This window comes from Bradyrhizobium sp. CIR18, assembly GCF_014198295.1.
Taxonomy (GTDB): Bacteria; Pseudomonadota; Alphaproteobacteria; order Rhizobiales; family Xanthobacteraceae; genus Bradyrhizobium.
On record NZ_JACIHF010000001.1, the window covers coordinates 962,007 to 988,174 of the forward strand.

The window sequence follows — 26,168 nt, forward strand, 5'->3', positions numbered from 1 at the left end:
CAGGGCCGAGACTCGGGCATGATGATTCCAAATTAGAGACCGAAAGTTAACGGAAAGGCAAACCGTCCCCTTGAAAAAGCCTGTTCACAACCCCCGCGAAGTCGCTGAAATCGTTGCGATTCAGGCGCTCTCTTTCGTTGCGAGCGATCCGGAGCGGCTGGGCCTGTTTCTGGCCGAGACAGGGGTCGGTCCGGAGACCCTGCGCAATGCCGCCGCGGACCCCAATTTCCTCCTCAGCGTGCTCGATTTCGTGCTGCGCGATGACGCCACTGTGAAGGCCTTTGCCTCGACCGCGGAACTGCATCCGACCAACGTCGCGGCGGCGCGACAGGTCCTCGGCGACGCGCTCGGCGATCCCTCCTGGGAGCGCGACGTGCCGTGACCGTTCCCGACCCGGCCGGGCCTCGTTGCTTCTGCCGGGATTGTTCGGCCGATCTCGACATGGGCGTGCGGCGCTGTTCCGCCTGCGGTTCCCCTCGCCTCGTCCGCCACCGCGCGCTCGCGGGCCTGACCATCGCCCACATCGACTGCGACGCCTTCTATGCGACGGTCGAGAAGCGCGACAATCCTGACATTGCCGACAAGCCGGTCATCATCGGCGGGGGAAAACGCGGCGTGGTGTCGGCCGCCTGCTACATCGCCCGCACCTATGGCGTGCGCTCGGCCATGCCGATGTTCAAGGCGTTGGAAGCCTGCCCGCACGCGACTGTGATCCCGCCGGATATGGCCAAATATGTCCGCGTCGGCCGCGAGGTGCGTCAGGCCATGCAGGCGCTGACGCCGCTGGTCGAGCCGCTCTCGATCGACGAGGCCTTCCTCGATCTCTCCGGCACCGAACGGGTGCACGGCATGATCCCGGCCAAGGTGCTGGCGCGCTTTGCCCGCGACGTCGAGCGCGACATCGGCATCTCCGTCTCGGTCGGCCTGTCCTGCAACAAGTTTTTGGCCAAGATCGCCTCCGACCTCGACAAGCCGCGGGGCTTCGCCGCGCTCGACCAGGAGGAAGCGCGATCGATGCTTGCCGAGAAGCCCGTCGGCTTCATCTTCGGCGTCGGACCTGCGACGCAGGAGCGCCTGGTGCAGCGCGGCTTCCGCATCATCGCCGATCTGCAGAAGGCCGACGAGATCGAGATGATGCGGCAGTTTCCGAGCGATGGCCGCCGGCTCTGGCGCCTCGCCCGCGGCATCGACGACCGCCGCGTCGAGCCCGATCGCGGCGCCAAGACCATTTCGAGCGAAACCACCTTCGAGACCGACATCCGCGATTTCGCGACGCTGGAGAAGATCCTGTGGCGGCTGTGCGAGAAGACCTCGTCGCGGCTCAAGAGCAGCGAGCTTGGCGGCTCGACCGTCACGCTGAAGCTGAAGACCGCAGATTTCCGCCAGCGCACGCGCTCGCAGTCGATCGCGGCCCCGACCCAGCTCGCCGCAAAGATCTTTGCGATCTGCCGCGAGATGCTGGCCAAGGAGATCGACGGCACCGCCTTCCGCCTGATGGGCGCCGGCATCAGCGCGCTGCGCGAGGGCTCGCCCGCCGACGACACCGACATGCTCGACCGCCGCGCCGCCCACGCCGAGCGCGCGGTGGACAGCCTGCGCAAGAAATTCGGCAGCGCCGCGGTGATCCGCGGGATCGCGTATGAGGGGCCGGAGAAGGCGCAGGAGTGATCGGGACCTGCTCTGCTCAGTCGCGTTCAAAGATCCGTGCACCCGGATAGGCGCGCCTGGCATACTGAACGACCAGCTGCCGATCCTGCGTTTCCAGGAACGGAGTTCGGATCTGACAAGACCCGACAATGAGGTGCCACAAACCGTTGAGCTTTCGAATGACGACATTCATTGAGCTTCCTCGTAGTGACCCGAGTGGACTCAAATTGTAAGAATCCGCCGCCGTCACTCAATTGTACGAGCGTAAGGTCGGCGTATGAGAAGGCTTAGAGGAGATATACAAAGGTATGTTGGCCAAGGCTTCAGGGGTTGGCCCGTGACAGGGGAACGCGATCTCGACGCGCTGCTGAGCAACATGAAGCCGGAGATGCTGAACGGCACCTTCGTGTTCTGCGCGATACCGCAGAACGAGCCCGTGCCCGCAGGGCTCAATCCGCTGCTGACATTTCGCGAGCAGGAAGGCACGACGCTAGTGATCCCTCGCGAAGAGGCCGAAGCGGCGGGGCTGCGCTACGCGTTCCCCTCACGCCTGATCACCCTGACGGTTCACTCAGTGCGTCCTCAGCGGCAGACTTCCTGGATTGCGCTGCGCTCCATCCGGGCTACGAAAATCAATCCGCGACCGCCACCGCCTCTATTTCGATCAGCCATTCCGGCGCTGCGAGCGCGGAGACGCCGACCAGGGTCGACGCCGGCGGCTCCATGCCTTCGAAGAAGGCCGAGCGGGCCTTGCCGATGATCGGGCGCAGCTCCGGCCTGTAGTTCACGACGAAGGTCGTGATCTTCACGATGTTGGAATAGCTCGCACCGGCCGCTTTTAGCGCGTGTCCAAGATTCTGCATCACCTGTGTGGTCTGCGCGGCGATATCGCCCTCGCCGACGATCCGCCCCTCCTCATCCACCGACACCTGGCCCGAAATGTAGATGGTGCGCGCGCCGGTGGCGGTGACGACGTGGGAATAAGCGGGATTGTGATGCAGGCCGCTGGGGCGGAGATGATCGAGCTTGGGCATGGGCTGGCTCCCTGAGGTTTTTGGTTAGGAGGGAGCGTAGCGGGAGATCATGACAAGAGCTAGATGCGACGCGCAACACTCGAGCACCGTCATCCTGAGGTGCGCGCCATGCGACGCGAAGCGGCGTATGGGAAGCCTCGAAGGATGCACGGCCCCGCTGATACGGCCGGGCCGTCGCCCTTCGAGGGCCGCTGAAGAAGCGGCCACCTCAGGGTGACGGTGATGGTGTGCGCGGTACGCAGCTGTAGCAACAATCCCTCAATTACAGGGCTTGCTGTCCTTGACGTCGAACTTGCCCATCGCGCCGGAAATGACAAAGTCGTTGTAATCGAGCACGAGCTGGCGCGAGACGCCGTTTTCGTAGAGCTCGAACGCCATCGCATAGACCGGCGTCTGCTCGCCCTCTTTCTGCTGGGCCTCGCGGTCGAAATAGCTGACCGTGACGGGCCAGCGCTTGAGCGATTTCATGTGCTCGTCGGAAGTCGACGGATCCGGCGCGGCGGCGCGGTCGGCGGGGATCGGCTGGCCGATCACGGTCAGCGTGTTGTAGACCTTCTGGCCGTCGTCGGAGCCGTCATAGACGGAGAGCTCGAGCAGCGGCTTGCCATCCTTGGCGGCGGCGATGATGCGCTGGATCTGCTCGGTCGGGAACACGATCTTGCCGTCGAGCGTGAAATTCTTGGGCGCCGGCAGCTTCAGCTTGACATTGATGTGGTCGCCGTCGCGCTCGGCCGAGCCGTCGACGCGGCCGGCGTCGGCCTCGTTCATGCGGGTCTCGATCTTGAAGCGGTAGCTTTTCCCCCCGGCGTCTTCCCACGAGTTGGAGCGGAGGTCGCTCAGCGTGACCTTACCCTCGCCGCTGTCGAGCTCGGACACCTGGCGGAATTCAGAGGTGTAGCCCTCGCACGAGCTTCCGGTGAAGTTGTAGAGAATTCGGCCCCGCGCGCTGCTCACCGAATTGGAGCGCGATTTCACCAGGCTGAGATCGTAAAGCGCCTGATGCGCAAGGAACGGACCGTTGGCGGCCTGCGCGCTGTCGGCGAGGCCTAAACCGGCCGCCGCGAGCGCCATTACACCGAGCGAAGTCCGGAAAAGGTGCACCATGTCTGTTCCTTGGGGACGCGTCCTTGGGATGCGCAGATTCGACATTTTAATGACCGTTCCATTGCGTCGCAACTGAGGCCGTTTCACGTAAAGTTGCGGCCCTGCCGTTGAACCTGCGGCCTCGCCTCGGCAAAAGGGAGCCTGCTGCGGTTTACTTGCATGTGGCGGCACGATGGGCGAAACAGGGCGCGGCCGGCCTCCCACGGATGCGCCGGGGCGAATGGAATTTCTGGACAACGAGGTCGAACATGGCGGGCACGGTCGAGCAAAAGCTGGCGGAACAGGGCATCAAGCTGCACGAGGCCCCTACCCCCGTGGCCAATTACGTCCCGTTCGTGCGCACCGGTAATTTGCTGTTCGTCTCCGGCCAGGTCTGCTTCGACCCCGCCGGCAAGCTGATCGCCAAGGGCAAGCTGGGCGCCGGCGTCTCGATCGAAGACGGCGCGGCGGCCGCCCGCGGCTGCGCGGTCAATTTGCTGGCCCAGGTCAAGGCGGCACTCGGCGACCTCGACAAGGTGGTGCGCGTGGTGCGCCTCGGCGGCTTCATCAACTCGGCCCCCGATTTTCTGGATGGGCCGAAGGTGCTGAACGGCGCCTCCGACCTGATGGTCGCCGCCTTCGGTGACAAGGGCCGCCATGCCCGCACCACAGTCGGCGTCGCCTCTTTGCCGGCAGACGCGGCGGTCGAGGTCGATGGCGTGTTCGAGGTCGCCTGACGCGCATGCGCGCTCCTGATTGGCTGACAGCCCGGCCGGTCGCCCATCGCGGCCTGCATGACATTTCCCGCGGCATTGTCGAGAACATGCCTGGCGCGGTGCAGGCTGCGATATCGGACAATTTTTCAATCGAGGTCGATATCCAGCTCTCGGCCGACGGCGAGGCCATGGTGCATCACGACCATGCGCTCGGCCGCCTCACCGAGGCCACCGGCGAGGTCGTGTCGAAGACCGCGGCGGAGCTGAAGGCTGTCAAATTCAAGGACACGGACCAGCGAATGATGTCGCTGTCCGACCTCTGCGCCATGGTCGCCGGCCGGGTCCCGCTGGTGATCGAGGTGAAGAGCCATTTTGGCGGCGACCGCAAGCTGGTGAAGCGGATGGCCGAGGTGCTGGCGTCCTATGACGGCCCCGCCGTCGGCATGTCGTTCGATCCCGACCAGGTGCTGGCACTGCGCGAGCTGTTGCCCTCCCGCCCGCGCGGCATCGTCGCGCAGCGGACCTATGAGGACGACTATTGGGCCAAGCTCACGCAGGAACAGCGCGACAGCATGCTGTATCTGCGCCACGGCTTTCAGACCCAGCCCCACTTCGTTGCCTTCAGGGTCGACGACCTCCCGGCCCCCGCTCCCTGGATCGCCCGCAACGTCTTCGGCTGCGCCCTGCTCGGCTGGACCGTCCGCACCCCGGAGCAGCGGACACGGGTCGGGCAACATGCCGATCAGATGATCTTTGAGGGGTTCGTGCCGTAGGAATGGTCTCGTGTCCCGGACAAGCTGCAACGCTTTGGCGTTGCGGCGCAGAGCCGGGACCCAGAAGGCGGCACGCTACGCGGTGAGATGGGCCCGGCTCTGCAGCGCGGACGATGCCTTGCATCGCCGGCGCGCTACGCTGCGTCCGGGGCACGAGAGCTGCGTTCCCGCCCCTTGAAGTCGCTGCTGCAATGCACGATCTTGGGCAACAATGGCATCATCCGAAATCACGCTCGAGGCCGTACCTTCGATTGGTGAGGTATCCCCGGAGGACTGGGACGCCTGTGCCAATCCCGGCAAGGCTCTTAGCGAAAAGGCTCTTAACGAAAAGGCCTGCAACGGGCTTGGCGCGGGAACCTCATCTGGACTTCCAGGCGACTCCCTCGGCCTCTTAAAACCCGCCTATAACCCTTTCGTCTCGCACGCCTTTCTGTCCGCCGTCGAGAAATCCGGTTCGGCGACAATCCGCACCGGCTGGGGACCGCGGCATCTCGTGGCCAAGGTCGACGGCCGCGTCGCCGGTGTCGCGCCCTGCTATCTGAAATCGCATTCGCAAGGCGAGTACGTCTTCGACCGCGGCTGGGCGGACGCCTATGAGCGCGCCGGCGGGCGCTACTATCCGAAGCTCCAGGTCTCGGTTCCCTTCACGCCGGCCACAGGCCCGCGCCTGCTGGTCCGTGACGGCGTCGATCACGAGCGCATCATGGACGCACTGGCGAGCGGGCTGGTGGCGCTCTGCGGCGTCAGCAAGGCCTCCTCCGTCCACGTCACCTTCGCACAGAAGGCCGAGTGGAAGCTGCTCGCCGAGCACGGCTTCCTGCAGCGTACCGACCAGCAGTTCCACTGGCACAATGAGGGCTTTACTGGCTTCGACGACTTCCTGGCGACGCTGAACTCGCGCCATCGCAAGTCGATCAAGCGCGAGCGGCGCGACGCGCTTCCCGCCGGGATCACGATCCACTGGCTCACCGGCAAGGACATCACCGAGGACGCCTGGGATGCGTTCTTCATGTTCTACATGGAGACCGGGTCGCGCAAATGGGGCCGTCCCTATCTGACGCGCGAGTTCTTCTCGCTGATCGGCGAGACCATGAGCGAGGACGTGCTGCTCGTGATGGTCCGCCGCAACAATCGCTGGATCGCGGGCGCGATCAACTTCGTCGGCTCGGACACGCTGTTTGGCCGCAACTGGGGCGCGGTCGAGCATCACCCGTTCCTGCATTTCGAGGTCTGCTATTACCAGGCGATCGACTTCGCGATCAAACGCGGCCTTACCCATGTCGAGGCCGGCGCGCAAGGCGAGCACAAGATCGCGCGGGGCTACCTGCCGCGCACCACCCATTCCGCGCACTTCATCGCCGATCCCGGCCTGCGCCGCGCGATCGACGATTACCTCAAGCGCGAGCGCGCCTATGTCGCCGAGGCCGGACGGGAGCTTGCCGGGCTCGGCCCGTTCCGGAAAGGCGCTGACGAGGCGCCTTGACGGTTTGCCGCGGCTGGTGACAGTAAGCGCAAAATTCCAAGCGCAAATTTCTTGGGGAGCCGCCATGACCGCCTACGACACCAACAACATCTTCGCCAAGATCCTGCGCGGCGAGCTGCCCTGCTCCAAGGTCTATGAGGACGAGCACGTCTTCGCGTTCCTCGACATCATGCCGCGCGTGCCTGGCCACACGCTGGTGATCCCGAAGGCCCCTGCCCGCAACATCCTCGACATCAAGCCTGACGACTACGCCCACGTCGCCCGCGGCGCGCACAAAATCGCGGCGGCTGCAATGAAGGCGTTCAAGGCCGACGGCATCACCATCCAGCAATTCAACGAGCCCGCCGGCGGACAAGTGGTGTTTCACCTGCACATGCACGTGATGCCGCGCCACGACGGCGTGGCGATGCTGCCGCCCGCCAGCCGCAAGGAAGACGCAAAGGTATTGGAAGAGCACGCGGCGAGACTGATCGCGGCGTTGAAGGGTTGATGTCATTCCGGCGCGCGCCCCCTTGGCGCGAGCCCGGAATCCATTTCACCACCGACGCTGACGCCTGATGGATTCCGGGCTCGCGCCTTCGGCGCGCCCCGGAATGACAGATTACTCCGTCTCGAAATCCCCCGGCTGCGGCGCCGCCAATGGCGTGAACTCGCAGCGGTCGGGCTTGATGTCGATCAGCGGCGTGTTGTCGATGCAATCGAGACCGCGCACCAGGATCGCATTGCCCTCGATGCCGACCAGCTTCACGATCGACGTGCCGATCGGATTGGGCCGCACCGGCGAGCGCAGCGAGAACGTGCCGCGGGTCTTTTCGTTGTTCTTCGGGCTCTGCAGGATGATGTCGCGGCGCGACTGGTCGAGCCAGTAGAGCACTTCGAGATTGCTGTAGAAATCGACCCCCTTGATGGCCGGCACGAACGGCTCGAAGATCTTGAGCCGGCAGATCGGACCATCCTGACGCCCCTGCCGCGGCGTCTCCAGCCGCGAGGTCCAGGGCGTACGAATACGCCCGATGAAGACGAGACCGGCATCTTGCGTCGGTGGCAGCTCGATGGCGACCTCGCCCTCGCGGAGCTCCTGTTCGCGAACCATATTTCCTGTTCCTTGACCGTTCGCCGGCGGTTTTAGCCCAACCACCACTTGCCGGCCAGCATGAAGACTTCACCGGTCACCACGCCCGCAAAGATCGAGCGGCGGGTCAGCAGGAAGACGACGAGGCCAGCGCCAACCGCGCCATAGCGTAGGGTATCGGGCACGCTCGCCAGCGCCCCCGGCGGCTCGACCACGATCTGGGCGATGACGCCGGCCAGAATCGCGGTGGCGACCGCCCGCACCCAGACCAGCAGTTCGGAGCCCTCGTCGATGCCGCCGCCGAACCACAGGCCTAGCATCCGCCAGATCTGATTGGGAATAACGCCGGCGACGAACAGCACCGCCAGCGCGTGCCAGTCGCCGATCGCTTGCGCAAAGCTCATGCGCGCACCTCGCGCCACCAATGCACGCCATAGGCGATCGTGCCGGCCACCACCCCACTGATCAGGATATCGACGCCGGAGCTCATCTTCGCGGCGAGCGGATACAGCAAGATGCCCAGCACGAGCGCGACGACATCGGCGACCTCGCGGCTGTTGCGCGCGGTCGAGAACAGGAAGGACAGCGGCGTCAGCAGCAGGATCGCCGCGCCAAGCGTCTGGGTCAGGTTGGCGGCGAGGAAATAGCCGACCGTGTTGGCGACGAGGCACACCGAGACGAGGCCACAGCCGAGCCCGTGAACGAAGGCGATGCGCCGCTCACGCGGCACAAGCGGCAGGAAGCGGTGGCATTCGACCCACAACGTCACCGCGGTGAGATGCGCGGCAAAGACCAGCTCGCGCCGTTTGGTCGTCGGCGTGCGCATCAGCGGCAAGACCGAGACCACCATCGGGAACAGCCTGATAGCGCTGACGGTCACCGCGATCGCGGACTGGATGATGGTGGCGCCGGAGCCCAGTGTGGTGATCAGGATGATCTGCGCCGGCCCCGCCCAGACGAACAGCGTCGAGGCGAGCGCCCAGACCAGGCTGAAATGGGTGTCATGGGCCAGCGCGCCGATACCGAGATAGGTCACGAACAGCACGATGGTGAGGATCGTCTGCGTGATCGAGCGCAGCCCCCAGCCGAAAGCAAGCCAGGGGCTGTTCCATTGCGGTGAATCGAGCGGAGGGAGCGCCACGGAAGACTTGGCCGGGTGAGGAATCGTGCTTGCATAACGGGCGATGCGGCGGCTCGCGTCAAGGAAACAGGCGGCGGGGCTGGCATGCGCGCCACCCCCACCGCTGTCATTCCGGGCTCGTGCCCAAGAGGGCACCCCGGAATGACGATTGGAGCTACCCGCTCACGCCCTTATTCTTTAGCACGAAGCACGCCCCGCCGGCCTTCCGGATCCGGTTACAGAGATCATCCGCCTCGCTGCGCGTGTCGGCACCGATGCGCACCTGGTAGAACGCGCGGGTGCCGCGGCTGCGCATCACCGAGCTCAAAAGGCTCGGATCGTGGTCGCCGATTGCGGTGCCGAGCCGCGTGACGGCGCGGGAATACATCGCCAGCGCCCTGTTGCGGTCGAAACCAGCGGCGAGCTGCACGCCCCAGGCTTTTGCGGCCGCCAGCTCGACATGCTGCTCGAGCTCGGCGACGAAAGCATTCGGCGCGCGCTTGAGCAGCGCCATCAGGTCGCGACAGCTGGTCGGCGGCGCGCTCGGCGGGCCCTTGCCGGTCGCACCCGCCTTGGCCCAGGCATCGACGCTCGTCCCAGTGATCGCGTAGACGTAGTTGCGGGTCTGCTCCGGCATGCCGCCGGTGCCGGCGAGCCATTCCTGCACGCGCCGCGGACCTGCGTTGTAGGCGGCGGCCGCAAGGCCGAGATTGCCGAACTGGTTGCGCAGCTCATTCAGAAACTCTGCCGACTTCGGCAATGCCTGCACCGGATTGAACGGATTAAGCAGACCGCGCTCGCTCGCGGTGCCCGGCATGAACTGCGCGATCCCCTGTGCGTGCTCGCCGCTGCGTGTCGTCGGGCCTACCGCGTCGGCCTGGAAGCGGCTTTCCTGCCAGATCACCCGGGCGAAGAATTCCAGCGGGAGATTGGCATCGCGCGCGGCGGCCTCGATGATCAGGCAGATCGACTCCCGCGTGTCGCTCTCGCGCGCCGAATCGGGCGATGGCGACGGTTTTGCGGGGGCTTCGGGGCCGAGCTGCGTGGGAGGAACCGGTGCGTCCTCGGCCAGCGCCGGCGTGCAGACGAACGCTGCCACGAGCAACTGCCAGATCAGCTTCTGGACCCCACCAAGCTGCATTTCGCTCCAAGCCCTTGAACTCGGGCCCCAAGGCAACTAGCAACGGCCGGAACAATCAACGCTGAGCTCGGCCAAAATGCGGACAATCTATTTTGATCTCGACGGCACACTCACCGATCCAAAGCCCGGGATCACCGGTTCGATCCAGTATGCCCTGAAAAAACTCGACCAGCCGGTCCCGAGCCAGGACGAGCTGACCTGGTGCATTGGGCCGCCGCTGCATGCCAGCCTGAAGAGGCTCGTCGGAACCGACGAACTTGCTGACCGGGCGCTGCTACTCTACCGCGAGCGGTTTTCCGAGGTCGGCCTGTTCGAGAATGCGCTCTATCAGGGCATCCACGACACGCTCGCCGCGGTGGCCGCCACGACGCCGCGGATGTTCGTCGCAACCAGCAAGCCCGCGGTCTACGCCACCCGCATCGTCGATCATTTCGGCCTGAAGCCGTACTTCGAGCGTGTGTTCGGCTCCGAGCTCGACGGCACCCGCGTCGACAAGCGCGACCTGCTGCGCTACGCGCTCGACGAGACCAAGGTCGACGCGAGCAGCGCCATCATGATCGGCGACCGCAGCCACGATGTGATCGGCGCCCGCACCAACGGCATGACCGCGATCGGCGTGCTCTATGGCTATGGCAGCGAGACCGAGCTCAGGGACGCCGGCGCGCATCACATCTGCGCCGCACATCCCGAGCTGCTCGGCCACTGCGTCGTCTAAGCGATGACCGTCTCGATCGCCGCCAGCATCCCGGTCTTCGGGTGACAGTCCAGATATTCGAAGAACTGCTCGTCGGCGGCCGCCACCGTGACCTCGTGATAGAGCCGCAGCTTGGCTGACGGCCCGAGCGTCGACAGATATTTCATCGCCGCGCCAAAAATCCTGACATGGGTCGGATGCGACTCCGCCCAGCGTTCGAGCGCCGCCAGGCTCTTCCACCAGCTCTGGCCGTAGGACTTTTCGCTCACGCGGCCGTCGGCCTGGAGCACCTGCATGTAGCGGTTGGCATAGCAGCCGATCGCAAGACCGTCGTCGCGCAGGAAATCCATGCCTTCGCGCAGCACCGGCTCGACATCGTCGAGATAGAGCTTTCGCTCCGATGCCTCGGTATCGCTCCAATCCTGTCCGGATCTGATCAGGCAGAGATTGTCGTGCGCCCTCACGCATAGCCGCGCGCCGTCCCGGATCAGCTCCGGCGCGCCGCCGGGCGTCATCGCGTCGGTTTGCGACAGCGGGATACGGTCGCGCATGCCGCCCCAATAAGCGTGCTCCTGCACCTCGCCGCTCATGCCGCCGGCAATAGCCGCGACACCTTCGGTCCGGTCGGGCGAAGAGAACAGCGTCTCGTGCCGCGCCACAATGGGACGCAGCACCTCGATGAAGGTGCCGACGCCGTCGCGCTGCCTCCCGGTCCATGCCGCGCGTGCCGGTTCGAGCCAGGCATCGAAGCGCGCAATGGTGTCCCAATAGGCGACCGAGACGATGGTCTCATAGCCGGCCTGATCGACATAGCGCGCGCGATCCCAATGGGAGGGTCCGCCTTGCGCAGCGAACCGCCCCGCGATTTCGGCAAGCGCCTCCGTTGCGGCCGCCGGCGCCGCGCCGCGATACTGCACGCCGAAGTAAGCCATCACGACGCGGCTCACTGTCGGCTTGTAGCGCGCCACGAAGGACGGATATGGCGGCTGGTAATCATCAGGCACGCGCTTGTGGCGCGTGCGCTGGGTCTCGAGATGCTGAGGAATTGCAGATTCCATGATCGTACCCTCCTCTCGATCTCGGTGATCAGCTCGCTGCCGCGGCAATGTCCGTGGGCTCGACGGTGTCCACCGGCAACGCAAATTGCTCGACGCGTTGGTACCGCTTCTTGTTGAGCAGCAGCCGCGTCACGTCGGGCCGCGAATAATGCCCGGCCGGATCTGCCGCGTTCTTGGCAACACCGATGGCGCCGAGGTCGATCTCGGCGATCAATAGCCCCTCCTGACCCGGCGCCAGCTTGTCGCCGATCTGGCTGCCGTCGGGACCATAGATCGCGGCAAAGCCGCCGCCGGCATGCAGCAGCGCGTGCTTGTCCGGCCGGTCGCAGAGCTCATCGATCATCGCCTGCGAGACCGTGGCGCAAGGCGCGAGCACGAAGCAGGAGCCCTCCACTGCATAGACGCGCGAGGCGGCGTTGTTGACCTCGGCGCCGAGCGCCGGCGCGAAGGGATCGTAGAGCGAGAAGCTCGGCCAGGCCGCGACATGCACCTGCTCGTTCTGGGCGTACATCGCGTATTTGGACAGCGGCTGGAGATGCTCCCAGCAGCACAGCGCGCCGAGACGGCCGATGTCGGCCCTCGCATGCACGGCGAGATCGCTGCCGTCGCCCTCGCCGTAGACGGTACGCTCGGCATGGGTCGGCCGCAGCTTGCGGCGCTTGGCGATGGTCTCGCCATCGGGCCCGATCAGCCATTGCGCGAGATAAAGGCTGCCGCCGTCGCGTTCGGACAGGCCGATCACGGCGGTGAGCTTGGCCTTGCGCACGGCATCACGCAAGCGCTCGGCCTGCGGGCTGTCATAGGACAGCGAGTTGTCGAAATAGCGCTGCACGAAGCCGCGGCCGATCGCCCAGGCCGGCGAGTCCATCCAGATATGCCAGGGGTAACCGGGGATGAAAGCCTCGGGAAAAGCGATCAGCCTGGCGCCCTTCTCGGCCGCGTCCCGCATCAGCGCGATCGACTTGTCGATGGAGGCGTCGAGATCGAGCCAGGCCGGCGCCGCCTGCACCACCGCCACCTTGTATTTCGGATGTTCGATGCCCATTGCCGCCTCCATTGCCGGTTGATCGGAAGCCATCTCCGATGCAGTCTATTGGGCCAAAGCGGGCAATCGGACGCTCGACCGCGGCGGAACAAAAACTCGACCGGCCAGGATTTCGGCCCGGTACGGGTTTTGCCTCGGATCGGGCTGGATCTGCGCCAACATGCGATTTCGCTGGATGTGAAAGGGAGGCCTGCCGATGCCAATCCAGTTCACGACGGACGGCAGCCCCGGCTACCGGCGGCTCGCCCTCTGGCAGGACATCGTCTGCGACGTCTTCGTCGGGCTCGACTGCAAGTCCGATCTCGGCAGCGCCTTTCGCGGCTCGGTGACGCAAGCCGCGCTCGGCAAGGCGGTGTGCTCCGAGGTCTGCTCCGACCGCCAGCATGTGTTCCGCACGCCCTCCCGCATCGCGCGCTCGGATCAGGATTTCGTCCTGGTCGCGCTCGGCCATCGCGGCGATGGCGGCGTGGTGCAAGACGGCCGTGAGACCGTGGTTCATCCCGGCGAGTTCGCGCTCTACGACACCACGCGCCCCTATGAGCTGAAGTTCAACGACGCTTTCACGCAGACCATCTTCAAGGTGCCGCGCGAGATGTTGCAGCGGCGGCTCGGCGGCACGGAGACGCTGACGGCGATGTCGTTCGGCACTGAGGCACCGCTCGAGCGGCTCGCCTATGATTTCATCTTCCGGCTTTGCCAGAGCGCCGACCGGCTCGCCCCTGGCAACGCCGCCGTTCTGTCCGAACAGGCGGTCGACCTGCTCGCGATGGCGCTGAGCGAGCGGCTCGGCAAGACGTCGCTGCCATCTTCGACCCATCGCTCCGCGCTGATCTACCGGCTCAAGGCGCATGTCCGCGCCCATCTCGCCGACCCCGACCTTTCATTGCCGGAGGCCGCCGCCGCGCTCGGCATCTCGCCGCGCTATGTGAACGACCTTCTCGCCGACGAGGAGACCTCGTTCCAACGTTACGTCCTCGCCGAGCGCCTTGCGCAGTGCCGGCGCGACCTCGCCTCGCCCATGCTCGTCCATCGCCACATCAGCGAGATCGCCTTCGCCTGGGGCTTTAACGACCTCTCGCATTTCGGCCGGGTCTTCCGCGAGCATTTCGGGATGTCGCCGCGCGACTTCAGGCAGAGCCAGTTGCGGCACTGAGCAGCCATCTTCGCAAGCCTTCGTCCTGGACGAAGGCAACGCTCGCCAATTCCAGATTGTCTTGTGTTGCCGCGGGGATCAGGCTGCCACGCATGAGGACTCAGTCCACGATCAGCGGAACGGAACTATTACTGAGCGTCATCGCTCTCCGTCTCGCCGTGCTGGTCGTGGTGGGATGGGGTTTGACTCTCCTGCCGCAGCAGACGCGCAATCGTGAACTCGGCTGCGCTCCCCTACCCGTGGCAAAGGACGAGGCGAAATTTTCGGCGAAGATTGTCGGCCCGCGCATCGTTGATGCCGCATTCGACGACATGCTTCGGCACGATTAGGGCGTCCAAGCAAGGCCGGTATGTGAGCGCGTGATAGGACAAGGCACCCGCTTGCGCTAACCTCGGTGCAAGGCGGCAACGATCAATCAGCGGCCAGCCGAGGAGCATATCGATGGAATACCGACGCTTGGGCCGGTCAGGCCTCATGGTGCCCGCTTTGAGCCTTGGCACCGGCACGTTCGGCGGCGTCGGCCGCCTTGCCGCGTGGGGCACGACCGACGCGACCGAAGCGCGGCGCCTGCTGGACATCTGCCTCGAAGCCGGCGTGTCGATGTTCGACACTGCGAATGTCTATTCGCTCGGCGAGTCCGAGCGCGTTCTCGGCGAAGCCATCAAGGGTCGCCGCGACAAGGTGCTGGTCTCGACCAAGGCCACGTTTCGCTTCGGCGATGGCCCGAACGACATCGGCTCGTCACGGCAGCATCTGCTCGCAGCCATCGACGGTTCACTGAGCCGGCTCGGCACCGACTACATCGACCTGTTCCAGCTCCACGGCTTCGACGCCTTCACCCCGCCCGAGGAGGTGCTCGCGACCCTCGATACGCTCGTGCGCGCCGGCAAGATCCGCTATGTCGGCGTTTCGAATTTTTCGGGCTGGCACCTGATGAAGTCGCTCTCCGTTGCCGACAAGCACGGCTTTCCGCGCTACGTCGCCAACCAAACCTATTATTCGCTGATCGGGCGCGATTACGAATGGGAGCTGATGCCGCTCGGCCTCGACCAGGGGCTGGGTGCCGTGGTCTGGTCGCCGCTCGGATGGGGACGCCTCACCGGCAAGATCCGCCGCGGCCAGCCGAAGCCCGAGGTGAGCCGCCTGCCCAAGACCGCCGAGTTCGGCCCGCCCGTGCCGGACGAGCACGTCTATCGTGTCGTCGATGCCATCGACGAGGTCGCGAAGGAAACCGGCAAGAGCGTGTCGCAGATCGCGCTCAACTGGCTGCTGCAGCGCCCGACCGTATCGACGCTGATCATCGGCGCGCGCAATGAGACGCAGCTGCGCGAAAATCTCGGTGCGGTCGGCTGGTCGCTGACCAAGGACCAGATTGCCAAGCTCGACGCCGCGAGCAAGGTGACGCTGCCATACCCCTATTGGCACCAGCGCACGACCTTTACCGACCGCAATCCGCCGGCGGTCTAGCGCAAGAATCTTTGTGTTTGCCGAGCCGTTACGAGTGCTTCCGTTGCGGGAACTGCGGAAAGCCTGACGGGTTGCCGTCAATCCGGCAATTTCCTATTCGGAGATGAAACACGGCTCGAATCAAGCGCGCCTCCATCATGTCGTCCGCCCCCATCGAGCATGCCGACGGCCTGCCGCAGCCGCAGCGCAACCAGGCGGTGCTGACCATCGCGCTCGGCATCATCATGGCGGTGGTCGACAGCGCCATCGCCAATGTCGCCCTGCCGACGATCGCGGCCGACCTCGACGCCAGTCCAGCCTTCTCGATCTGGATCGTCAACGGTTACCAGCTCGCGATCACGATCTCGCTGCTGCCGCTGGCTTCGCTCGGCGAGATCGTCGGCTATCGCCGCGTCTATCTGGTCGGGCTGGTGCTGTTCACGCTGGCATCCGCCTTCTGCGCGCTGGCGCATACGCTGCCGCTGCTCACGGTCGCGCGCATCATCCAGGGCTTTGGCGCGGCCGGCATCATGAGCGTCAACGCGGCGCTGGTGCGCTTCACCTACCCGCGCAGCCAGCTCGGTCGCGGCATCGGGCTCAACGCGCTCGTCGTCGCCTTCTCGGCCGCCATCGGCCCGACGCTCGCCGCAGGCATCCTGGCGGTCGGAAGCTGGCCGTGGCTGTTCGCCATCAACGTGCCGCTCGGCGCGGTGACGCTGGTGCTGGGCCTGCGCAGCCTGCCGCACACAAAGCCCGCCAGCCATTCGTTCGACTGGCAGAGCGCGGGGCTTTCGGCGATCACCTTCGGCGTCGGGATCGCGGCCGTCGACAGCGTCGGTCATGGCGAGGCCGCCATCACCTGCCTCGTGCAGTTCGCCATCGCCATCGTCGCAGGCGCGCTGCTGATCTGGCGCGAAACCCACATGACCTCGCCGCTGCTGCCGGTCGACCTGTTGCGCATCCCGGTGTTCGCGCTGTCGATCGCGACCTCGATCGCCTCGTTCTGCGGGCAGATGCTGGCCTTCGTCGCGATCCCCTTCTACCTCCAGAGCCGCTTCGGCTATTCGGCGGTCCATATGGGCCTCCTGATCACGCCATGGCCGATCGCCGTGGCGTTCGCAGCGCCCCTCGCCGGCCGCCTGGTCGAGCGTTATCCGGCCGGCCTGCTCGGCGGCATCGGCCTCACGCTGTTCGCCTGCGGCCTTGCCGCGCTCGCCTTCCTGCCCGCAGACCCCGCACCGTTCGACGTGATCTGGCGCATGGCGCTGGCCGGCGCCGGCTTCGGTCTGTTCCAGACGCCCAACAACCGCACCATGATCGCTGCCGCCCCGCGCGAGCGCGCAGGCGGCGCCAGCGGCATGCTCGGCACGGCGCGCCTGCTCGGCCAGACCACCGGCGCCGCACTGGTCGCGTTGTTGCTCGGACGGTATCCGGTTGAGGGGACCAGGCTGGCGCTCCTCGCAGGCGTCGGGTTTGCACTCTGCGGCGCGGTGCTGAGCATGCTGCGGCTGTCTCCGGTTGGCGCGCGCGGCGCCGAACACGTCCGCGTGCAGGACGATCAGCGCCTGCGGGGCGACTGACGGAGCCCCACGTCCAGGTACCGGCCATTCCCGTGCACAACCCCTGCGTGGCTTAACTATCCGGACCAATGACCTATTGCCCTCGCGCTCCGGTTGCGCTTGATTGGCGTGGGGAATAAGGGGCACTTCATGCGTTCATTGGGAATTGTGGCGCTCAGCGTCATGCTGGGCGGCTGCGCGTCTGTGACGCGCGGCACGACCGAAAACATCAGCATCTCATCGACACCGTCAGGCGTGGAAGCCATGGTCTCCGGGCTCGAAGTGCCCACCACCTGCACCACACCCTGCGCCATCGTCGCCAAGCGTAACGCCGACATCACGATCACCTTCGAGAAGGAAGGCTATCAATCCCAGACGGTGCAGCTCACCAAGGAAGTTTCAGGCACCGGGGCCACCGGCTTCGCCGGCAACCTCTTGCTCGGCGGCGTCGTCGGCATGGGGGTCGACGCCGCGACGGGGGCGGCCACCGATCACAAGCCAAACCCGGTCATTGTAACGATGCAGCCGTCGGTCCCTGCCCGCGGCGCCCGGCCGGCCGCTCCGAAGAGGCCCCTGCCGCCGCGCGCGCCGGAGGCCGGTACGTAGGCCGTTCTGCGGTACGACATCGCATCAATGAAAAGGCCGGCTTTTCAGCCGGCCTTTTCAATTCTCATGGCGTGCCGATCAAGCCTTGACCAGCGGGCCCTTGGAGGTCGGCCCCTTCGAGCCGCCGGGGCCGCCCGGCTTGGACTTGCCCGGCGGGCGCTTGCGGGTGCCCGGGAGCTTCTCCTGCTTCGGCGTGACCGGCCCCTCGACGTATTCGAAGCCGATCTTGTCCTTGGTCTCGTCAGCCTCGTCCTTGACCAAGATGACGCGAACGTGGCCGCCGCCCTTCAGCTTGCCGAACAGCACCTCGTCAGCCAACGGCTTCTTGATGTGTTCCTGGATCACGCGGGCCATGGGACGTGCGCCCATCTGCTCGTCGTAACCATGCTGGACCAGCCAGGCCTTGGCGGGCTCGGACAGCTCGATGGTGACGTCGCGGTCGCCGAGCTGGGCTTCGAGCTGAAGCACGAACTTCTCGACCACGGTGCCGATCACCTCGACGCTGAGATGGCCGAACGAGACGATGGCATCGAGACGGTTGCGGAATTCCGGCGCGAACTGCCGGTTGATCGCCTCGTGGTCGTCGCCTTCCCGCTTGGAGCGCGTGAAGCCGAACGCCTGCTTGGCGAGATCGGAAGCCCCCGCGTTCGTGGTCATGATCAGGATCACGTTGCGGAAATTGACCTGCTTGCCGTTGTGGTCGGTGAGCCGGCCGTGATCCATGATCTGGAGCAGCACGTTGTAGAGATCGGGATGCGCCTTCTCGATTTCGTCGAGCAGCACCACGCAATGCGGATGCTGGTCGACGCCGTCGGTGAGCAAGCCGCCCTGGTCGAAGCCGACATAGCCGGGAGGCGCACCAATCAGGCGCGATACGGTGTGCCGCTCCATGTACTCGGACATGTCGAAGCGCAACAGCTCGACGCCGAGGCTTGCCGCCAGCTGCTTTGCAACCTCGGTCTTGCCGACGCCGGTCGGACCCGAGAACAGGTAGCAGCCGATCGGCTTCTCCGGCTCGCGCAGGCCGGCACGCGCCAGCTTGATCGATGCCGCGAGCGACTCGATCGCCTTGTCCTGGCCGAACACGGTGCGCTTCAGGGTCTGCTCGAGATGCTTGAGCACCTCGGCATCGTCCTTCGACACGCTCTTCGGCGGAATCCGCGCCATCGAGGCGATCGTGGTCTCGATCTCCTTGATGCCGATGGTCTTCTTGCGCTTGTTCTCGGCCACCAGCATCTGCGCCGCACCGGACTCGTCGATCACGTCGATCGCCTTGTCCGGCAGCTTGCGGTCGTGGATGTAGCGCGAGGAGAGCTGAACCGCGGCCTCGATCGCCTCGTTGGTGTACTTCAGCCGGTGGTAGTCCTCGAAGTACGGCTTGAGACCCTTGAGGATCGCGATCGCGTCCTCGACCGTCGGCTCGTTGATGTCGATCTTCTGGAAGCGCCGCACCAGCGCGCGGTCCTTCTCGAAGTGCTGACGGTATTCCTTGTAGGTGGTCGAGCCCATGCAGCGGATGGTGCCCGAGGCCAGCGCCGGCTTGAGCAGGTTCGAGGCATCCATCGCCCCGCCCGACGTCGCGCCGGCACCGATCACGGTGTGGATCTCGTCGATGAACAGGATGGCGTTGGGATGCGCCTCGAGCTCCTTCAGCACTTGCTTCAGGCGTTCTTCGAAGTCGCCGCGATAGCGCGTGCCCGCGAGCAGTGTGCCCATGTCGAGCGAGAACACGGTGGCAGCCGCCAGAACTTCCGGCACCTCGCTGTCCACGATGCGCTTGGCGAGGCCCTCCGCGATCGCGGTCTTGCCGACGCCGGCTTCGCCGACGAACAGCGGGTTGTTCTTCTGCCGGCGGCACAGCACCTGGATCGCACGGTTGATCTCGGAGTTGCGTCCGATCACCGGGTCGATCTTGCCGTCGCGCGCCTTCTTGTTGAGGTTGACGCAATAGGTCTCGAGCGCCTCGCCCTTCTTCTTGGCGTCTTCGGCACCCTTGGTCTCGGTCTCCTCGTCGACGCCGCGCACCGGCCGCGCCTCGGAGACGCCAGGCCGCTTGGCAATGCCGTGGCTGATGTAGTTGACCGCGTCATAGCGCGTCATGTCCTGCTCCTGCAGGAAATACGCGGCGTGGCTCTCGCGCTCGGCGAAGATCGCGATCAGCACGTTGGCGCCGGTCACCTCTTCACGGCCGGAGGATTGCACGTGAATCACGGCGCGCTGGATCACGCGCTGGAAGCCGGCGGTCGGCTTGGCGTCGTCGGCGCCATCCGTGACCAGATTCTCGAACTCGGTCTCAAGATAATTAACCAGGCTCGTGCGGAGCTTGTCGAGATCGACACTACAGGCGCGCATGACGGCGGCTGCATCGGAGTCGTCGATCAGGGAGAGCAACAGATGCTCGAGCGTCGCGTATTGGTGATGACGTTCGTTTGCGATCGCCAGTGCACGATGCAGGGATTGTTCAAGGCTTTGGGAAAAAGTCGGCATTCGCGTCCTCTATGGCCCCCACCATCATGGTCGTGATCGCCCGGTCAGGCAACAACAACCTTTGTCACATATAGTTATACAAGACCGCGGCGAAAGACCGGTTCCGCGACTCCGGCAGCGACACACCCGCGGTATTTTCGATGCAAAACCCGTTCCGATTTGGGCAGACTACCCATTTGGGCAGGGTTGACGCCGGCGCCGAAGTTCACCGGATCATGCAGCAGGTTGTGCTGCCATCACACGCCACGCGAACAGAACCACTCTAAGGAACGCGACCGGCGACTATTTCTTTTCCATCACGCATTGCAGCGGATGCTGGTGCTTGCGGGCGAAATCCATCACCTGCGTCACCTTGGTCTCGGCGATCTCGTAAGTGAACACGCCGCACTCCCCGATGCCATGATGGTGGACGTGCAGCATGATCTTGGTCGCGGCCTCGATGTCCTTGTTGAAGAACTTCTCCAGCACGTGGACGACGAACTCCATCGGCGTGTAGTCGTCGTTCAGGATCAGCACGCGGTAGAGGTTCGGCCGTTTGGTCTTGGGCTTGACCTTGGTAATGACCGAAGTGTTCGGACCCGAGGGGTTGCCCGAACGGTTCTCGTCATTGCTCATGCGAGGAGCGTAGGCAGCGGCTGGGGCGGACAGGTCGAGTCTGGAAGTCAATTGCGGCATGGCTCAGGCGTTCAAATTCCCCTTGGAAGCGAATGGCAGTCGCCGCACGACCCCGCCCTTCGGAGCCTGGCGCAGGCGCGCCGCCTTGTTGGATCGCCGCTCCCGACAATCCGGTCCAAGCCGGATCGTTCGCCAGCAATATGGGCCTGCCCCCGGCCCGCCGCAAGCGTGCAAAGGTCCGGCCGATGCGGCCACAGCAGTCCCGATTCCCGGTCCGGGCGATCGGGAGCAAGGTTAAACAATCCGGACCGATTTGACAAAAATTTCGCCGCCGCGCGTTTAGAACATGTTGACCAGGAACCCCGGCTGTTAACCCGGCTGCGGCGGTTTCACGCGGGTCGCTCCGGTTTTCTACGGTCCAATTTACCTGCCGTTCAATGGCGTGGCGCGAAATCGGGCAAACACAGATTTCGGGGATTGTCATGTCTCGCCCGCCCCTCGTCAGCCGCCTTGGTCGACTATTCGCCCGCTTTGCAGCGGCCGAGCAAGGCAATATCGCCGTGATCTTCGCCATCGCGCTGGTCCCGGTGCTGAGCTTCGTCGGTGCCGCGATCGATTATAGCCGCGCCGCCCAGGCCCGCGCCTCCATGCAGTCGGCCCTCGACTCCACCGCGCTGATGCTCTCCAGGGACCTGTCGGCCGGCACGATCACGACGTCGCAGATCAGCAGCAAGGCGCAAACCTATTTCAATGCCCTGTTCACCAACACCACGACCCTGCCATCGGTCACCGTTGGGGCCACTTATACCGCGAGCACCAGCATCGGCTCGACGATCCAGCTCACCGGAACCGGCACCTACACGACCAGCTTCATGAAGATCGCCGGCTTCCCGACACTCGGCATCGACACCACCTCCACCAGCGCCTGGGGCCTGACGCGCATGCGCGTGGCCCTGGTGCTCGACGTCACGGGATCGATGGCCGACGACGGTAAGATGCCGGCCATGCAGACGGCCGCGAAGAACCTGGTCGACCAGCTCAGCACGCTCGCCAAGACCAACGGCGACGTCTACATCTCGGTGGTTCCGTTTTCCAAGGACGTCAACGTCGGCAGCAGCAACTATGACAAGTCCTGGATCGACTGGAGCGACTGGGAAGCGGTGAATGGCAGCTGCAGCGACAATTGGTACAAGCAACAGTCGGGCTGCGTCAGCGCGGGCAAGACGTGGACGCCGAAGAACCACAACAAATGGACGGGATGCGTCACCGACCGCGATCAGGACTACGACACCAAGAATACGACTCCGGTTATCAGCAACTCGTCGACGCTGTTCCCGGCGGAGCAGTATTCGTACTGCAATTCCAGCAATTCGGCCTACATCCAACCGATCATGCCGCTGAGCTACGACTGGTCCGCGCTCAAGACGCTGATCGGCAATCTGGTCCCGACCGGCAACACCAACCAGGGCATTGGCCTCGCCTGGGGCTGGATGACGCTCTCGACCGGCGATCCCATGAACGCGCCGGCCAAGGACACCAACTACACCTACAAGGACGCAATCGTCCTGCTCTCCGACGGCATGAACACGCAGAACCGCTGGTACAGCGACTCCTCGCAGATCGACGCGCGGGAGAAGAAGCTGTGCGACAATGCCAAGGCCCAGCCCAACAACATCACGATCTACACGGTGCAGGTGAACACCGGCACTGATCCGACCTCGAGCGTGCTGCAATATTGCGCCAGCAGCGCCGACAAGTTCTATCTCGTCACGTCGGCCAGCCAGACCGTTTCGGTGTTCAAGGACATCGGCACCTCGCTGTCGAAGCTGCGTGTGGCGCGCTGACGGATCGAGCGCGTGCAAACAAAAAGCCCGGCTGGTTCAGCCGGGCTTTTCGATTCCAGGACGTCCTGAAAAATTTACTGAGCAGCCGGGGTGAACTTCGACACGATGGTCTCGACCGGCTTGAACGCCTGCTTGGCGAGGTCGTTGTAGAGGCCGGCGATCTTCTGCGATTCCGCAACGAAGGTCTCGTAGGAGGAACGGGCGAAATCGGTCTGCGCTTCCATGGCCTTGTCCAGCGACTTCACGCCGGAAAGCTTCTCGACGAAGGACTTGGTGTCTTCGAACGACTTCTTCGTATAGTCGCCATAGGCGCTGGCGATCGCCTGGAGGCCGTGCTGCACCGAGGTCGCTGAGGCGACGTACTGCTCGAAGTGCTCTTTCCCGTAGTTCTGAAAGTCTTCAACCTTGAACATTTCGGAATCCTTTTCCCTGGCTCTCGTCGGGAAGCCCCGGCTCCCTGACTCTGCCCACAATTAGTGCAACGCACAAAAAAGTCAAGAATCTTTGTGCGACGCACAAATTTGGACTCACTTCGCGGAGATTCCCGGGGTTTCCCGCAAGGGTTCTTTAAGCATTTGGAAACCGCGGGCCCCTACCCTGATTCCCTGGACGTGTTCAACTTCCGCAGACGGTCAAAAGCCGTTTGAGACCATCACCTTAGCCAGAATAGCGGTTCAGGCCCAACGTCCCCCGCGGCGAACACCAGCGGAGGGACAGCCTGAGCAGGTAATGATCCCGGGTCCATTGGGCACAATTTCGCCTCACGAGCCGGTGATCAGTTGAGAAACGGGGACGGGGTTCCATGCTTCGTAAAAACTTGTCTTCCTCGCGCTTGGCGCGGGTTGGCGTTTTCGGGCTTCTTACGGTCACCACCGCGGTCATCTTCACCACCGATGCCGCCGAGGCGCGGCGTCATCGCCGCCATTACGCGCACCACCGAGTGCAGCGCGATGTGTCCGAGAGCTCCAGCCCGAAATTCGCGTCCATCATCGTCGACGGCAATTCCGGCGCGGTGCTTCAGTCGAACGCCCCGGACGGCATCCGTCACCCTGCCTCGCTCACCAAGATCATGACGCTCTATCTGCTGTTCGAGCGTCTCGAGTCCGGCAAGATGAAGCTCGACACCGAGATGCCGGTGTCCCAGCACGCCGCCGATCAGGATCCGACCAAGCTGAATTTGCGTGCCGGCCAGACCATCCGTGTCGAGGACGCGATCAAGGGTCTCGTCACCCGCTCCGCCAACGACGCCGCGGTGGTGATCGCGGAAGCGATCGCCGGCGACGAGGACGACTTCGCCCAGATGATGACGCGCAAGGCGCGCTCGCTCGGCATGTCCAAGACGGTGTACCGCAACGCCAACGGCCTTCCCAACGACGAGCAGGTCACGACCGCGCGCGACCAGGCTACGCTCGGCCGCGCCATCCAGGAGCGCTTCCCGCGCTATTATCGCTATTTCGCGACCGCGACCTTCAACTGGCGCGGACAGTCGATCCGCAACCACAATCACCTGCTCGGCAATGTCGAGGGCGTTGACGGCATCAAGACCGGCTATACCCGCGCCTCCGGCTTCAATCTCGTGACCTCGATGCGCCGCGGCAACCGTCATTTGATCGGTGTCGTGCTCGGCGGCCGCAGCGGCGGCTCGCGCGATGCGATCATGCGCAACCTGCTCGCGGAGAATCTTGAGAAGGGCGCGACCACCCACACCGTCGCCGCGGTCACGGAGCGCAACGGCGCTGACGCCAGCACCGAGGTCGCCGATGCGTCGCCTATCCCGGCCCGCGCTGTTCCTCAGGTTCAGGCGGCCTCTGCCCCTGCTCCTGAAGCCGCTCCGTCGCGTCTGGCCGCACGCCTGTCGACGCTCGCGGCTGCGACTGCCGCGGTGCCGCCGGCCCAGCCCAGGTCCGAAGCCAAGCCTGAAGTTCGGCCGACGGAATCCAGGATCGAGCCGGCGCCGCTCACCAATGGCGTGATCTCGAGCCAGCCGCTCTCGATCATCCCCGGCTCGTCCGAGCCGATGAAGCCGGTTCGGGTCAAGACGGTTCAGGTCAAGGCCGGCGCCGTGAAGGTCGCCTCCGCTGCCCCCGCTCAGGTCGCACCGCCGGTCACCAACGCCATTTCGTCCCGCTCCGACGTCGCGGAAACCTCCACCGCCGTCGTCGCCCGGGCCGATCTCATCAACAAGCCCGAGGTGGTCAGCCAGCCGGAAGCGCCGAAGGCCGAGGTAGCCCGCACCGAGCTGCCGCGGCAGCCGGCGGGCTTCGGCACCGGCAACGGCATCCTCGGGGTGCTGCCGGCCGCAACGGCTGCCGCGCCCGCCCCGGCCGCTCCGAAGCTGGCCTCCGCCGATCCGATGCCGATCCAGATGAGCGCCACCACCAAGCCGGTCGTCACTCACAGCGGCTGGATCGTCCAGGTCGGCGCGCTCGAGAGCGAGAACGAAGCCCAGCAGCGCATCGACGCCGCGCGCAGCTCGGCCCGCGGCCTGCTCAGCAAGGCCGATCCGTTCACCGAGGTCGTCGCCAAGGACAATCGCAAGCTCTATCGCGCCCGCTTCGCCGGGCTTGAGCGCGACCAGGCCGAAGCCGTCTGCCGTACCCTGAAGCGCGCCGACATCTCCTGCATCACCGTCCGCAACTGATCTTTCGCAACGCTCCGATCAAAATGCCCGCGCTGTGCCGCGGGCATTTTTGTTTTTGGCGGGTCTCGATGCCAGTTCCGCGACAACTTCTCGTCAAGGATTTACGGTTAAAACTTTACTCAAGAGATCAACCACGCCGACAATGGCGGGTGTCAGGGCGACGGCAGACAGAGCAAGCGGAGCTCACGCGGTACGGGCGTTTGTAGCGTGGTGCCGGAGTTAGCCGTTATGCGTACGAAGCAGAGTATCCTTGGCCTCGTTTACACGGGCCGCGAGGTAGTTCGACCCCCCCTGGTCGGGATGGAGTTTCTTCATCAGGGTCTTGTGGGCCCGGCTGATGTCGTCACGCCCCGCCCCCGGCTGCAAGCCAAGGATCTGATAGGCCTCCTCCGCCGTCATTTTGCCGCTCGCCGCCGTGCGGCGCTGCCCCCCTGCCGCATCGCTCTGCGCGTTCTGACGCCAGGCGGGAAACCGGCGGTCCAGATAGCTTTCAAGTAAGGCCACGCTCTCGGCGTCGAATGTCGGGACCATGGCCAGCAGGCTAGCGAGATCGAACTCGCCGAGATCGCGCCCGGCGTGAGGCCCGGCGACGATCTGCCCGCCGAGCTGGCCAGAGCCGTGGTCGAGCCGCATATCCAGGAATTGCGAGCGCACGCGTGAGGACTGCCCTGACGCCGGCGCAGCACCACCGCCGCCGAACAGCCCGCCGACATTGCCGAAGCCGGCGTTTGCCAGCGGTGTCCAGCCCAGCAGGCCGGCGCCGAAAATCCCGAGCGGGATCGCCACCACCAGTTCGCCCCGCAAGCCCGTGAAGGCTGCGACCGCCAGCGCCACCACGCCGCCACCGAACCTGATGGCCCTCGCCAGCACCGCTGGGTTGGCGGCTCGGAACATCTGGAGCAGCAGATAAAGCGTGATAACAGCGACAGCGCCGGCGATCAGGGTCATGAC

At 64.9% G+C, this 26,168-nt stretch carries 26 protein-coding genes and 1 pseudogene; 15 read left to right on the forward strand and 12 right to left on the reverse strand.

What is annotated here, in order from left to right:
- Nucleotides 1-70: 70 nt before the first annotated feature.
- The 3 genes and pseudogenes from GGD65_RS04665 to GGD65_RS04675 form a co-directional block, all read left to right on the forward strand.
- The gene (locus GGD65_RS04665) at nt 71-382 is read left to right on the forward strand and encodes a DUF3572 domain-containing protein (RefSeq protein WP_018321125.1); all 312 of its coding nucleotides are present in this window, start codon (nt 71-73) and stop codon (nt 380-382) included.
- On the forward strand, nt 379-1,668 hold the full coding sequence (locus GGD65_RS04670; protein WP_183234508.1) for a DNA polymerase IV: 1,290 nt from the start codon (nt 379-381) through the stop codon (nt 1,666-1,668). The genes GGD65_RS04665 and GGD65_RS04670 overlap by 4 nt, the downstream gene beginning before the upstream one ends.
- Nucleotides 1,669-1,984: 316 nt before the next feature.
- Nucleotides 1,985-2,221, forward strand: a pseudogene (locus GGD65_RS04675) (ACT domain-containing protein); the annotation flags it as partial.
- 58 nt (nt 2,222-2,279) lie between these two features.
- On the opposite strand, the gene GGD65_RS04680 reads toward GGD65_RS04675, so the two are convergent.
- Entirely contained in the window at nt 2,280-2,681 is a 402-nt protein-coding gene (locus GGD65_RS04680) for a RidA family protein (RefSeq protein WP_018321128.1), read from the reverse strand.
- A 258-nt stretch (nt 2,682-2,939) separates the two neighbouring features.
- A complete protein-coding gene (locus GGD65_RS04685; RefSeq protein ID WP_026202492.1) occupies nt 2,940-3,785 on the reverse strand; it encodes a cell envelope integrity EipB family protein in 846 nt (281 codons plus the stop codon).
- Between the two features lie 248 nt (nt 3,786-4,033).
- Between GGD65_RS04685 and GGD65_RS04690 the strand changes: the two genes are divergently transcribed.
- The 4 genes from GGD65_RS04690 to GGD65_RS04705 all read left to right on the forward strand — a co-directional run bounded on the left by GGD65_RS04690 (nt 4,034) and on the right by GGD65_RS04705 (nt 7,226).
- The gene (locus tag GGD65_RS04690) at nt 4,034-4,501 is read left to right on the forward strand and encodes a RidA family protein (RefSeq protein WP_018321130.1); all 468 of its coding nucleotides are present in this window, start codon (nt 4,034-4,036) and stop codon (nt 4,499-4,501) included.
- A 5-nt stretch (nt 4,502-4,506) separates the two neighbouring features.
- The gene (locus GGD65_RS04695; protein ID WP_183234509.1) at nt 4,507-5,253 is read left to right on the forward strand and encodes a glycerophosphodiester phosphodiesterase; all 747 of its coding nucleotides are present in this window, start codon (nt 4,507-4,509) and stop codon (nt 5,251-5,253) included.
- A 211-nt stretch (nt 5,254-5,464) separates the two neighbouring features.
- Nucleotides 5,465-6,736, forward strand: a complete 1,272-nt coding sequence (locus GGD65_RS04700; RefSeq protein ID WP_183234510.1) for a GNAT family N-acetyltransferase — start codon at nt 5,465-5,467, stop codon at nt 6,734-6,736.
- 64 nt (nt 6,737-6,800) lie between these two features.
- Nucleotides 6,801-7,226 carry an HIT domain-containing protein gene (locus GGD65_RS04705; RefSeq protein ID WP_018321133.1) on the forward strand — a complete coding sequence of 142 codons (426 nt, stop codon included), beginning with the start codon at nt 6,801-6,803 and terminating at the stop codon, nt 7,224-7,226.
- Between the two features lie 111 nt (nt 7,227-7,337).
- Here the strand turns inward: GGD65_RS04705 and tsaA are convergent, their stop codons facing one another.
- The 4 genes from tsaA to GGD65_RS04725 all read right to left on the reverse strand — a co-directional run bounded on the left by tsaA (nt 7,338) and on the right by GGD65_RS04725 (nt 10,069).
- Nucleotides 7,338-7,829, reverse strand: coding sequence for a tRNA (N6-threonylcarbamoyladenosine(37)-N6)-methyltransferase TrmO (gene tsaA, locus GGD65_RS04710; protein WP_183234511.1), 492 nt, complete (start codon nt 7,827-7,829; stop codon nt 7,338-7,340).
- A gap of 32 nt (nt 7,830-7,861) precedes the next feature.
- A complete protein-coding gene (locus GGD65_RS04715; RefSeq protein WP_018321135.1) occupies nt 7,862-8,212 on the reverse strand; it encodes an AzlD domain-containing protein in 351 nt (116 codons plus the stop codon).
- On the reverse strand, nt 8,209-8,949 hold the full coding sequence (locus GGD65_RS04720; protein ID WP_018321136.1) for an AzlC family ABC transporter permease: 741 nt from the start codon (nt 8,947-8,949) through the stop codon (nt 8,209-8,211). Before GGD65_RS04720 ends, GGD65_RS04715 begins: the two co-directional genes overlap by 4 nt.
- A 154-nt stretch (nt 8,950-9,103) precedes the next feature.
- The gene (locus GGD65_RS04725) at nt 9,104-10,069 is read right to left on the reverse strand and encodes a lytic transglycosylase domain-containing protein (RefSeq protein ID WP_092257679.1); all 966 of its coding nucleotides are present in this window, start codon (nt 10,067-10,069) and stop codon (nt 9,104-9,106) included.
- Between the two features lie 76 nt (nt 10,070-10,145).
- Between GGD65_RS04725 and GGD65_RS04730 the strand changes: the two genes are divergently transcribed.
- Nucleotides 10,146-10,784, forward strand: a complete 639-nt coding sequence (locus tag GGD65_RS04730) for an HAD family hydrolase (protein ID WP_092257682.1) — start codon at nt 10,146-10,148, stop codon at nt 10,782-10,784.
- On the opposite strand, the gene GGD65_RS04735 is transcribed toward GGD65_RS04730, so the two are convergent.
- Together GGD65_RS04735 and GGD65_RS04740 are read right to left on the reverse strand one after the other, a co-directional pair.
- The gene (locus GGD65_RS04735; RefSeq protein ID WP_183234512.1) at nt 10,781-11,821 is read right to left on the reverse strand and encodes a phenylacetaldoxime dehydratase family protein; all 1,041 of its coding nucleotides are present in this window, start codon (nt 11,819-11,821) and stop codon (nt 10,781-10,783) included. The two genes, GGD65_RS04730 and GGD65_RS04735, sit on opposite strands and share 4 nt — an antisense overlap.
- 28 nt (nt 11,822-11,849) lie before the next feature.
- A complete protein-coding gene (locus tag GGD65_RS04740; RefSeq protein ID WP_183234513.1) occupies nt 11,850-12,866 on the reverse strand; it encodes a carbon-nitrogen hydrolase family protein in 1,017 nt (338 codons plus the stop codon).
- A gap of 196 nt (nt 12,867-13,062) precedes the next feature.
- Here GGD65_RS04740 and GGD65_RS04745 point away from each other — a divergent pair, with 196 nt between their 5' ends.
- The 5 genes from GGD65_RS04745 (at nt 13,063) to GGD65_RS04765 (ending at nt 17,630) form a co-directional block, all read left to right on the forward strand.
- Nucleotides 13,063-14,019, forward strand: coding sequence for a helix-turn-helix domain-containing protein (locus GGD65_RS04745; protein ID WP_183234514.1), 957 nt, complete (start codon nt 13,063-13,065; stop codon nt 14,017-14,019).
- Between the two features lie 92 nt (nt 14,020-14,111).
- Entirely contained in the window at nt 14,112-14,348 is a 237-nt protein-coding gene (locus GGD65_RS04750) for a hypothetical protein (protein WP_183234515.1), read from the forward strand.
- A gap of 112 nt (nt 14,349-14,460) precedes the next feature.
- Complete coding sequence (locus tag GGD65_RS04755; protein WP_183234516.1) at nt 14,461-15,486, forward strand: aldo/keto reductase; 1,026 nt, start codon at nt 14,461-14,463, stop codon at nt 15,484-15,486.
- Nucleotides 15,487-15,623: 137 nt separating this feature from the next.
- The gene (locus GGD65_RS04760; protein WP_183234517.1) at nt 15,624-17,045 is read left to right on the forward strand and encodes an MFS transporter; all 1,422 of its coding nucleotides are present in this window, start codon (nt 15,624-15,626) and stop codon (nt 17,043-17,045) included.
- Between the two features lie 129 nt (nt 17,046-17,174).
- On the forward strand, nt 17,175-17,630 hold the full coding sequence (locus GGD65_RS04765; protein WP_179738609.1) for a PEGA domain-containing protein: 456 nt from the start codon (nt 17,175-17,177) through the stop codon (nt 17,628-17,630).
- Between the two features lie 78 nt (nt 17,631-17,708).
- Here GGD65_RS04765 and clpA read toward each other — a convergent pair whose 3' ends face one another.
- Together clpA and clpS are read right to left on the reverse strand one after the other, a co-directional pair.
- Nucleotides 17,709-20,117 (reverse strand): ATP-dependent Clp protease ATP-binding subunit ClpA, encoded by a 2,409-nt coding sequence (gene clpA / locus GGD65_RS04770; protein ID WP_092257702.1) that lies wholly within the window; start codon nt 20,115-20,117, stop codon nt 17,709-17,711.
- Nucleotides 20,118-20,399: 282 nt separating this feature from the next.
- Complete coding sequence (gene clpS, locus GGD65_RS04775) at nt 20,400-20,732, reverse strand: ATP-dependent Clp protease adapter ClpS (protein WP_026202494.1); 333 nt, start codon at nt 20,730-20,732, stop codon at nt 20,400-20,402.
- Nucleotides 20,733-21,214: 482 nt separating this feature from the next.
- Here clpS and GGD65_RS04780 point away from each other — a divergent pair, with 482 nt between their 5' ends.
- Complete coding sequence (locus GGD65_RS04780; protein WP_092257705.1) at nt 21,215-22,576, forward strand: TadE/TadG family type IV pilus assembly protein; 1,362 nt, start codon at nt 21,215-21,217, stop codon at nt 22,574-22,576.
- A gap of 74 nt (nt 22,577-22,650) precedes the next feature.
- Here GGD65_RS04780 and GGD65_RS04785 read toward each other — a convergent pair whose 3' ends face one another.
- The gene (locus tag GGD65_RS04785) at nt 22,651-22,989 is read right to left on the reverse strand and encodes a phasin family protein (RefSeq protein ID WP_183234518.1); all 339 of its coding nucleotides are present in this window, start codon (nt 22,987-22,989) and stop codon (nt 22,651-22,653) included.
- Nucleotides 22,990-23,378: 389 nt separating this feature from the next.
- Here GGD65_RS04785 and GGD65_RS04790 point away from each other — a divergent pair, with 389 nt between their 5' ends.
- The gene (locus tag GGD65_RS04790) at nt 23,379-25,217 is read left to right on the forward strand and encodes a D-alanyl-D-alanine carboxypeptidase (RefSeq protein ID WP_183234519.1); all 1,839 of its coding nucleotides are present in this window, start codon (nt 23,379-23,381) and stop codon (nt 25,215-25,217) included.
- A 219-nt stretch (nt 25,218-25,436) separates the two neighbouring features.
- On the opposite strand, the gene GGD65_RS04795 is transcribed toward GGD65_RS04790, so the two are convergent.
- Nucleotides 25,437-26,165, reverse strand: a complete 729-nt coding sequence (locus GGD65_RS04795; RefSeq protein WP_018321151.1) for a DnaJ domain-containing protein — start codon at nt 26,163-26,165, stop codon at nt 25,437-25,439.
- Nucleotides 26,166-26,168: the final 3 nt, after the last annotated feature.

Bases quoted from the DNA above. Each gene is read 5' to 3' on its own strand.
- GGD65_RS04685 (WP_026202492.1), bottom strand. From the start codon at position 3,785: ATGGTGCACCTTTTCCGGACTTCGCTCGGTGTAATGGCGCTCGCGGCG.
- clpA (WP_092257702.1), bottom strand. From the start codon at position 20,117: ATGCCGACTTTTTCCCAAAGCCTTGAACAATCCCTGCATCGTGCACTG.
- GGD65_RS04725 (WP_092257679.1), bottom strand. From the start codon at position 10,069: ATGCAGCTTGGTGGGGTCCAGAAGCTGATCTGGCAGTTGCTCGTGGCA.
- GGD65_RS04690 (WP_018321130.1), top strand. From the start codon at position 4,034: ATGGCGGGCACGGTCGAGCAAAAGCTGGCGGAACAGGGCATCAAGCTG.
- GGD65_RS04755 (WP_183234516.1), top strand. From the start codon at position 14,461: ATGGAATACCGACGCTTGGGCCGGTCAGGCCTCATGGTGCCCGCTTTG.
- GGD65_RS04715 (WP_018321135.1), bottom strand. From the start codon at position 8,212: ATGAGCTTTGCGCAAGCGATCGGCGACTGGCACGCGCTGGCGGTGCTG.
- GGD65_RS04705 (WP_018321133.1), top strand. From the start codon at position 6,801: ATGACCGCCTACGACACCAACAACATCTTCGCCAAGATCCTGCGCGGC.
- GGD65_RS04680 (WP_018321128.1), bottom strand. From the start codon at position 2,681: ATGCCCAAGCTCGATCATCTCCGCCCCAGCGGCCTGCATCACAATCCC.
- GGD65_RS04695 (WP_183234509.1), top strand. From the start codon at position 4,507: ATGCGCGCTCCTGATTGGCTGACAGCCCGGCCGGTCGCCCATCGCGGC.
- GGD65_RS04785 (WP_183234518.1), bottom strand. From the start codon at position 22,989: ATGTTCAAGGTTGAAGACTTTCAGAACTACGGGAAAGAGCACTTCGAG.
- tsaA (WP_183234511.1), bottom strand. From the start codon at position 7,829: ATGGTTCGCGAACAGGAGCTCCGCGAGGGCGAGGTCGCCATCGAGCTG.
- GGD65_RS04735 (WP_183234512.1), bottom strand. From the start codon at position 11,821: ATGGAATCTGCAATTCCTCAGCATCTCGAGACCCAGCGCACGCGCCAC.
- GGD65_RS04730 (WP_092257682.1), top strand. From the start codon at position 10,146: ATGCGGACAATCTATTTTGATCTCGACGGCACACTCACCGATCCAAAG.
- GGD65_RS04765 (WP_179738609.1), top strand. From the start codon at position 17,175: ATGCGTTCATTGGGAATTGTGGCGCTCAGCGTCATGCTGGGCGGCTGC.
- GGD65_RS04760 (WP_183234517.1), top strand. From the start codon at position 15,624: ATGTCGTCCGCCCCCATCGAGCATGCCGACGGCCTGCCGCAGCCGCAG.
- GGD65_RS04780 (WP_092257705.1), top strand. From the start codon at position 21,215: ATGTCTCGCCCGCCCCTCGTCAGCCGCCTTGGTCGACTATTCGCCCGC.
- GGD65_RS04745 (WP_183234514.1), top strand. From the start codon at position 13,063: ATGCCAATCCAGTTCACGACGGACGGCAGCCCCGGCTACCGGCGGCTC.
- GGD65_RS04790 (WP_183234519.1), top strand. From the start codon at position 23,379: ATGCTTCGTAAAAACTTGTCTTCCTCGCGCTTGGCGCGGGTTGGCGTT.
- clpS (WP_026202494.1), bottom strand. From the start codon at position 20,732: ATGAGCAATGACGAGAACCGTTCGGGCAACCCCTCGGGTCCGAACACT.
- GGD65_RS04700 (WP_183234510.1), top strand. From the start codon at position 5,465: ATGGCATCATCCGAAATCACGCTCGAGGCCGTACCTTCGATTGGTGAG.
- GGD65_RS04750 (WP_183234515.1), top strand. From the start codon at position 14,112: ATGAGGACTCAGTCCACGATCAGCGGAACGGAACTATTACTGAGCGTC.
- GGD65_RS04795 (WP_018321151.1), bottom strand. From the start codon at position 26,165: ATGACCCTGATCGCCGGCGCTGTCGCTGTTATCACGCTTTATCTGCTG.
- GGD65_RS04740 (WP_183234513.1), bottom strand. From the start codon at position 12,866: ATGGGCATCGAACATCCGAAATACAAGGTGGCGGTGGTGCAGGCGGCG.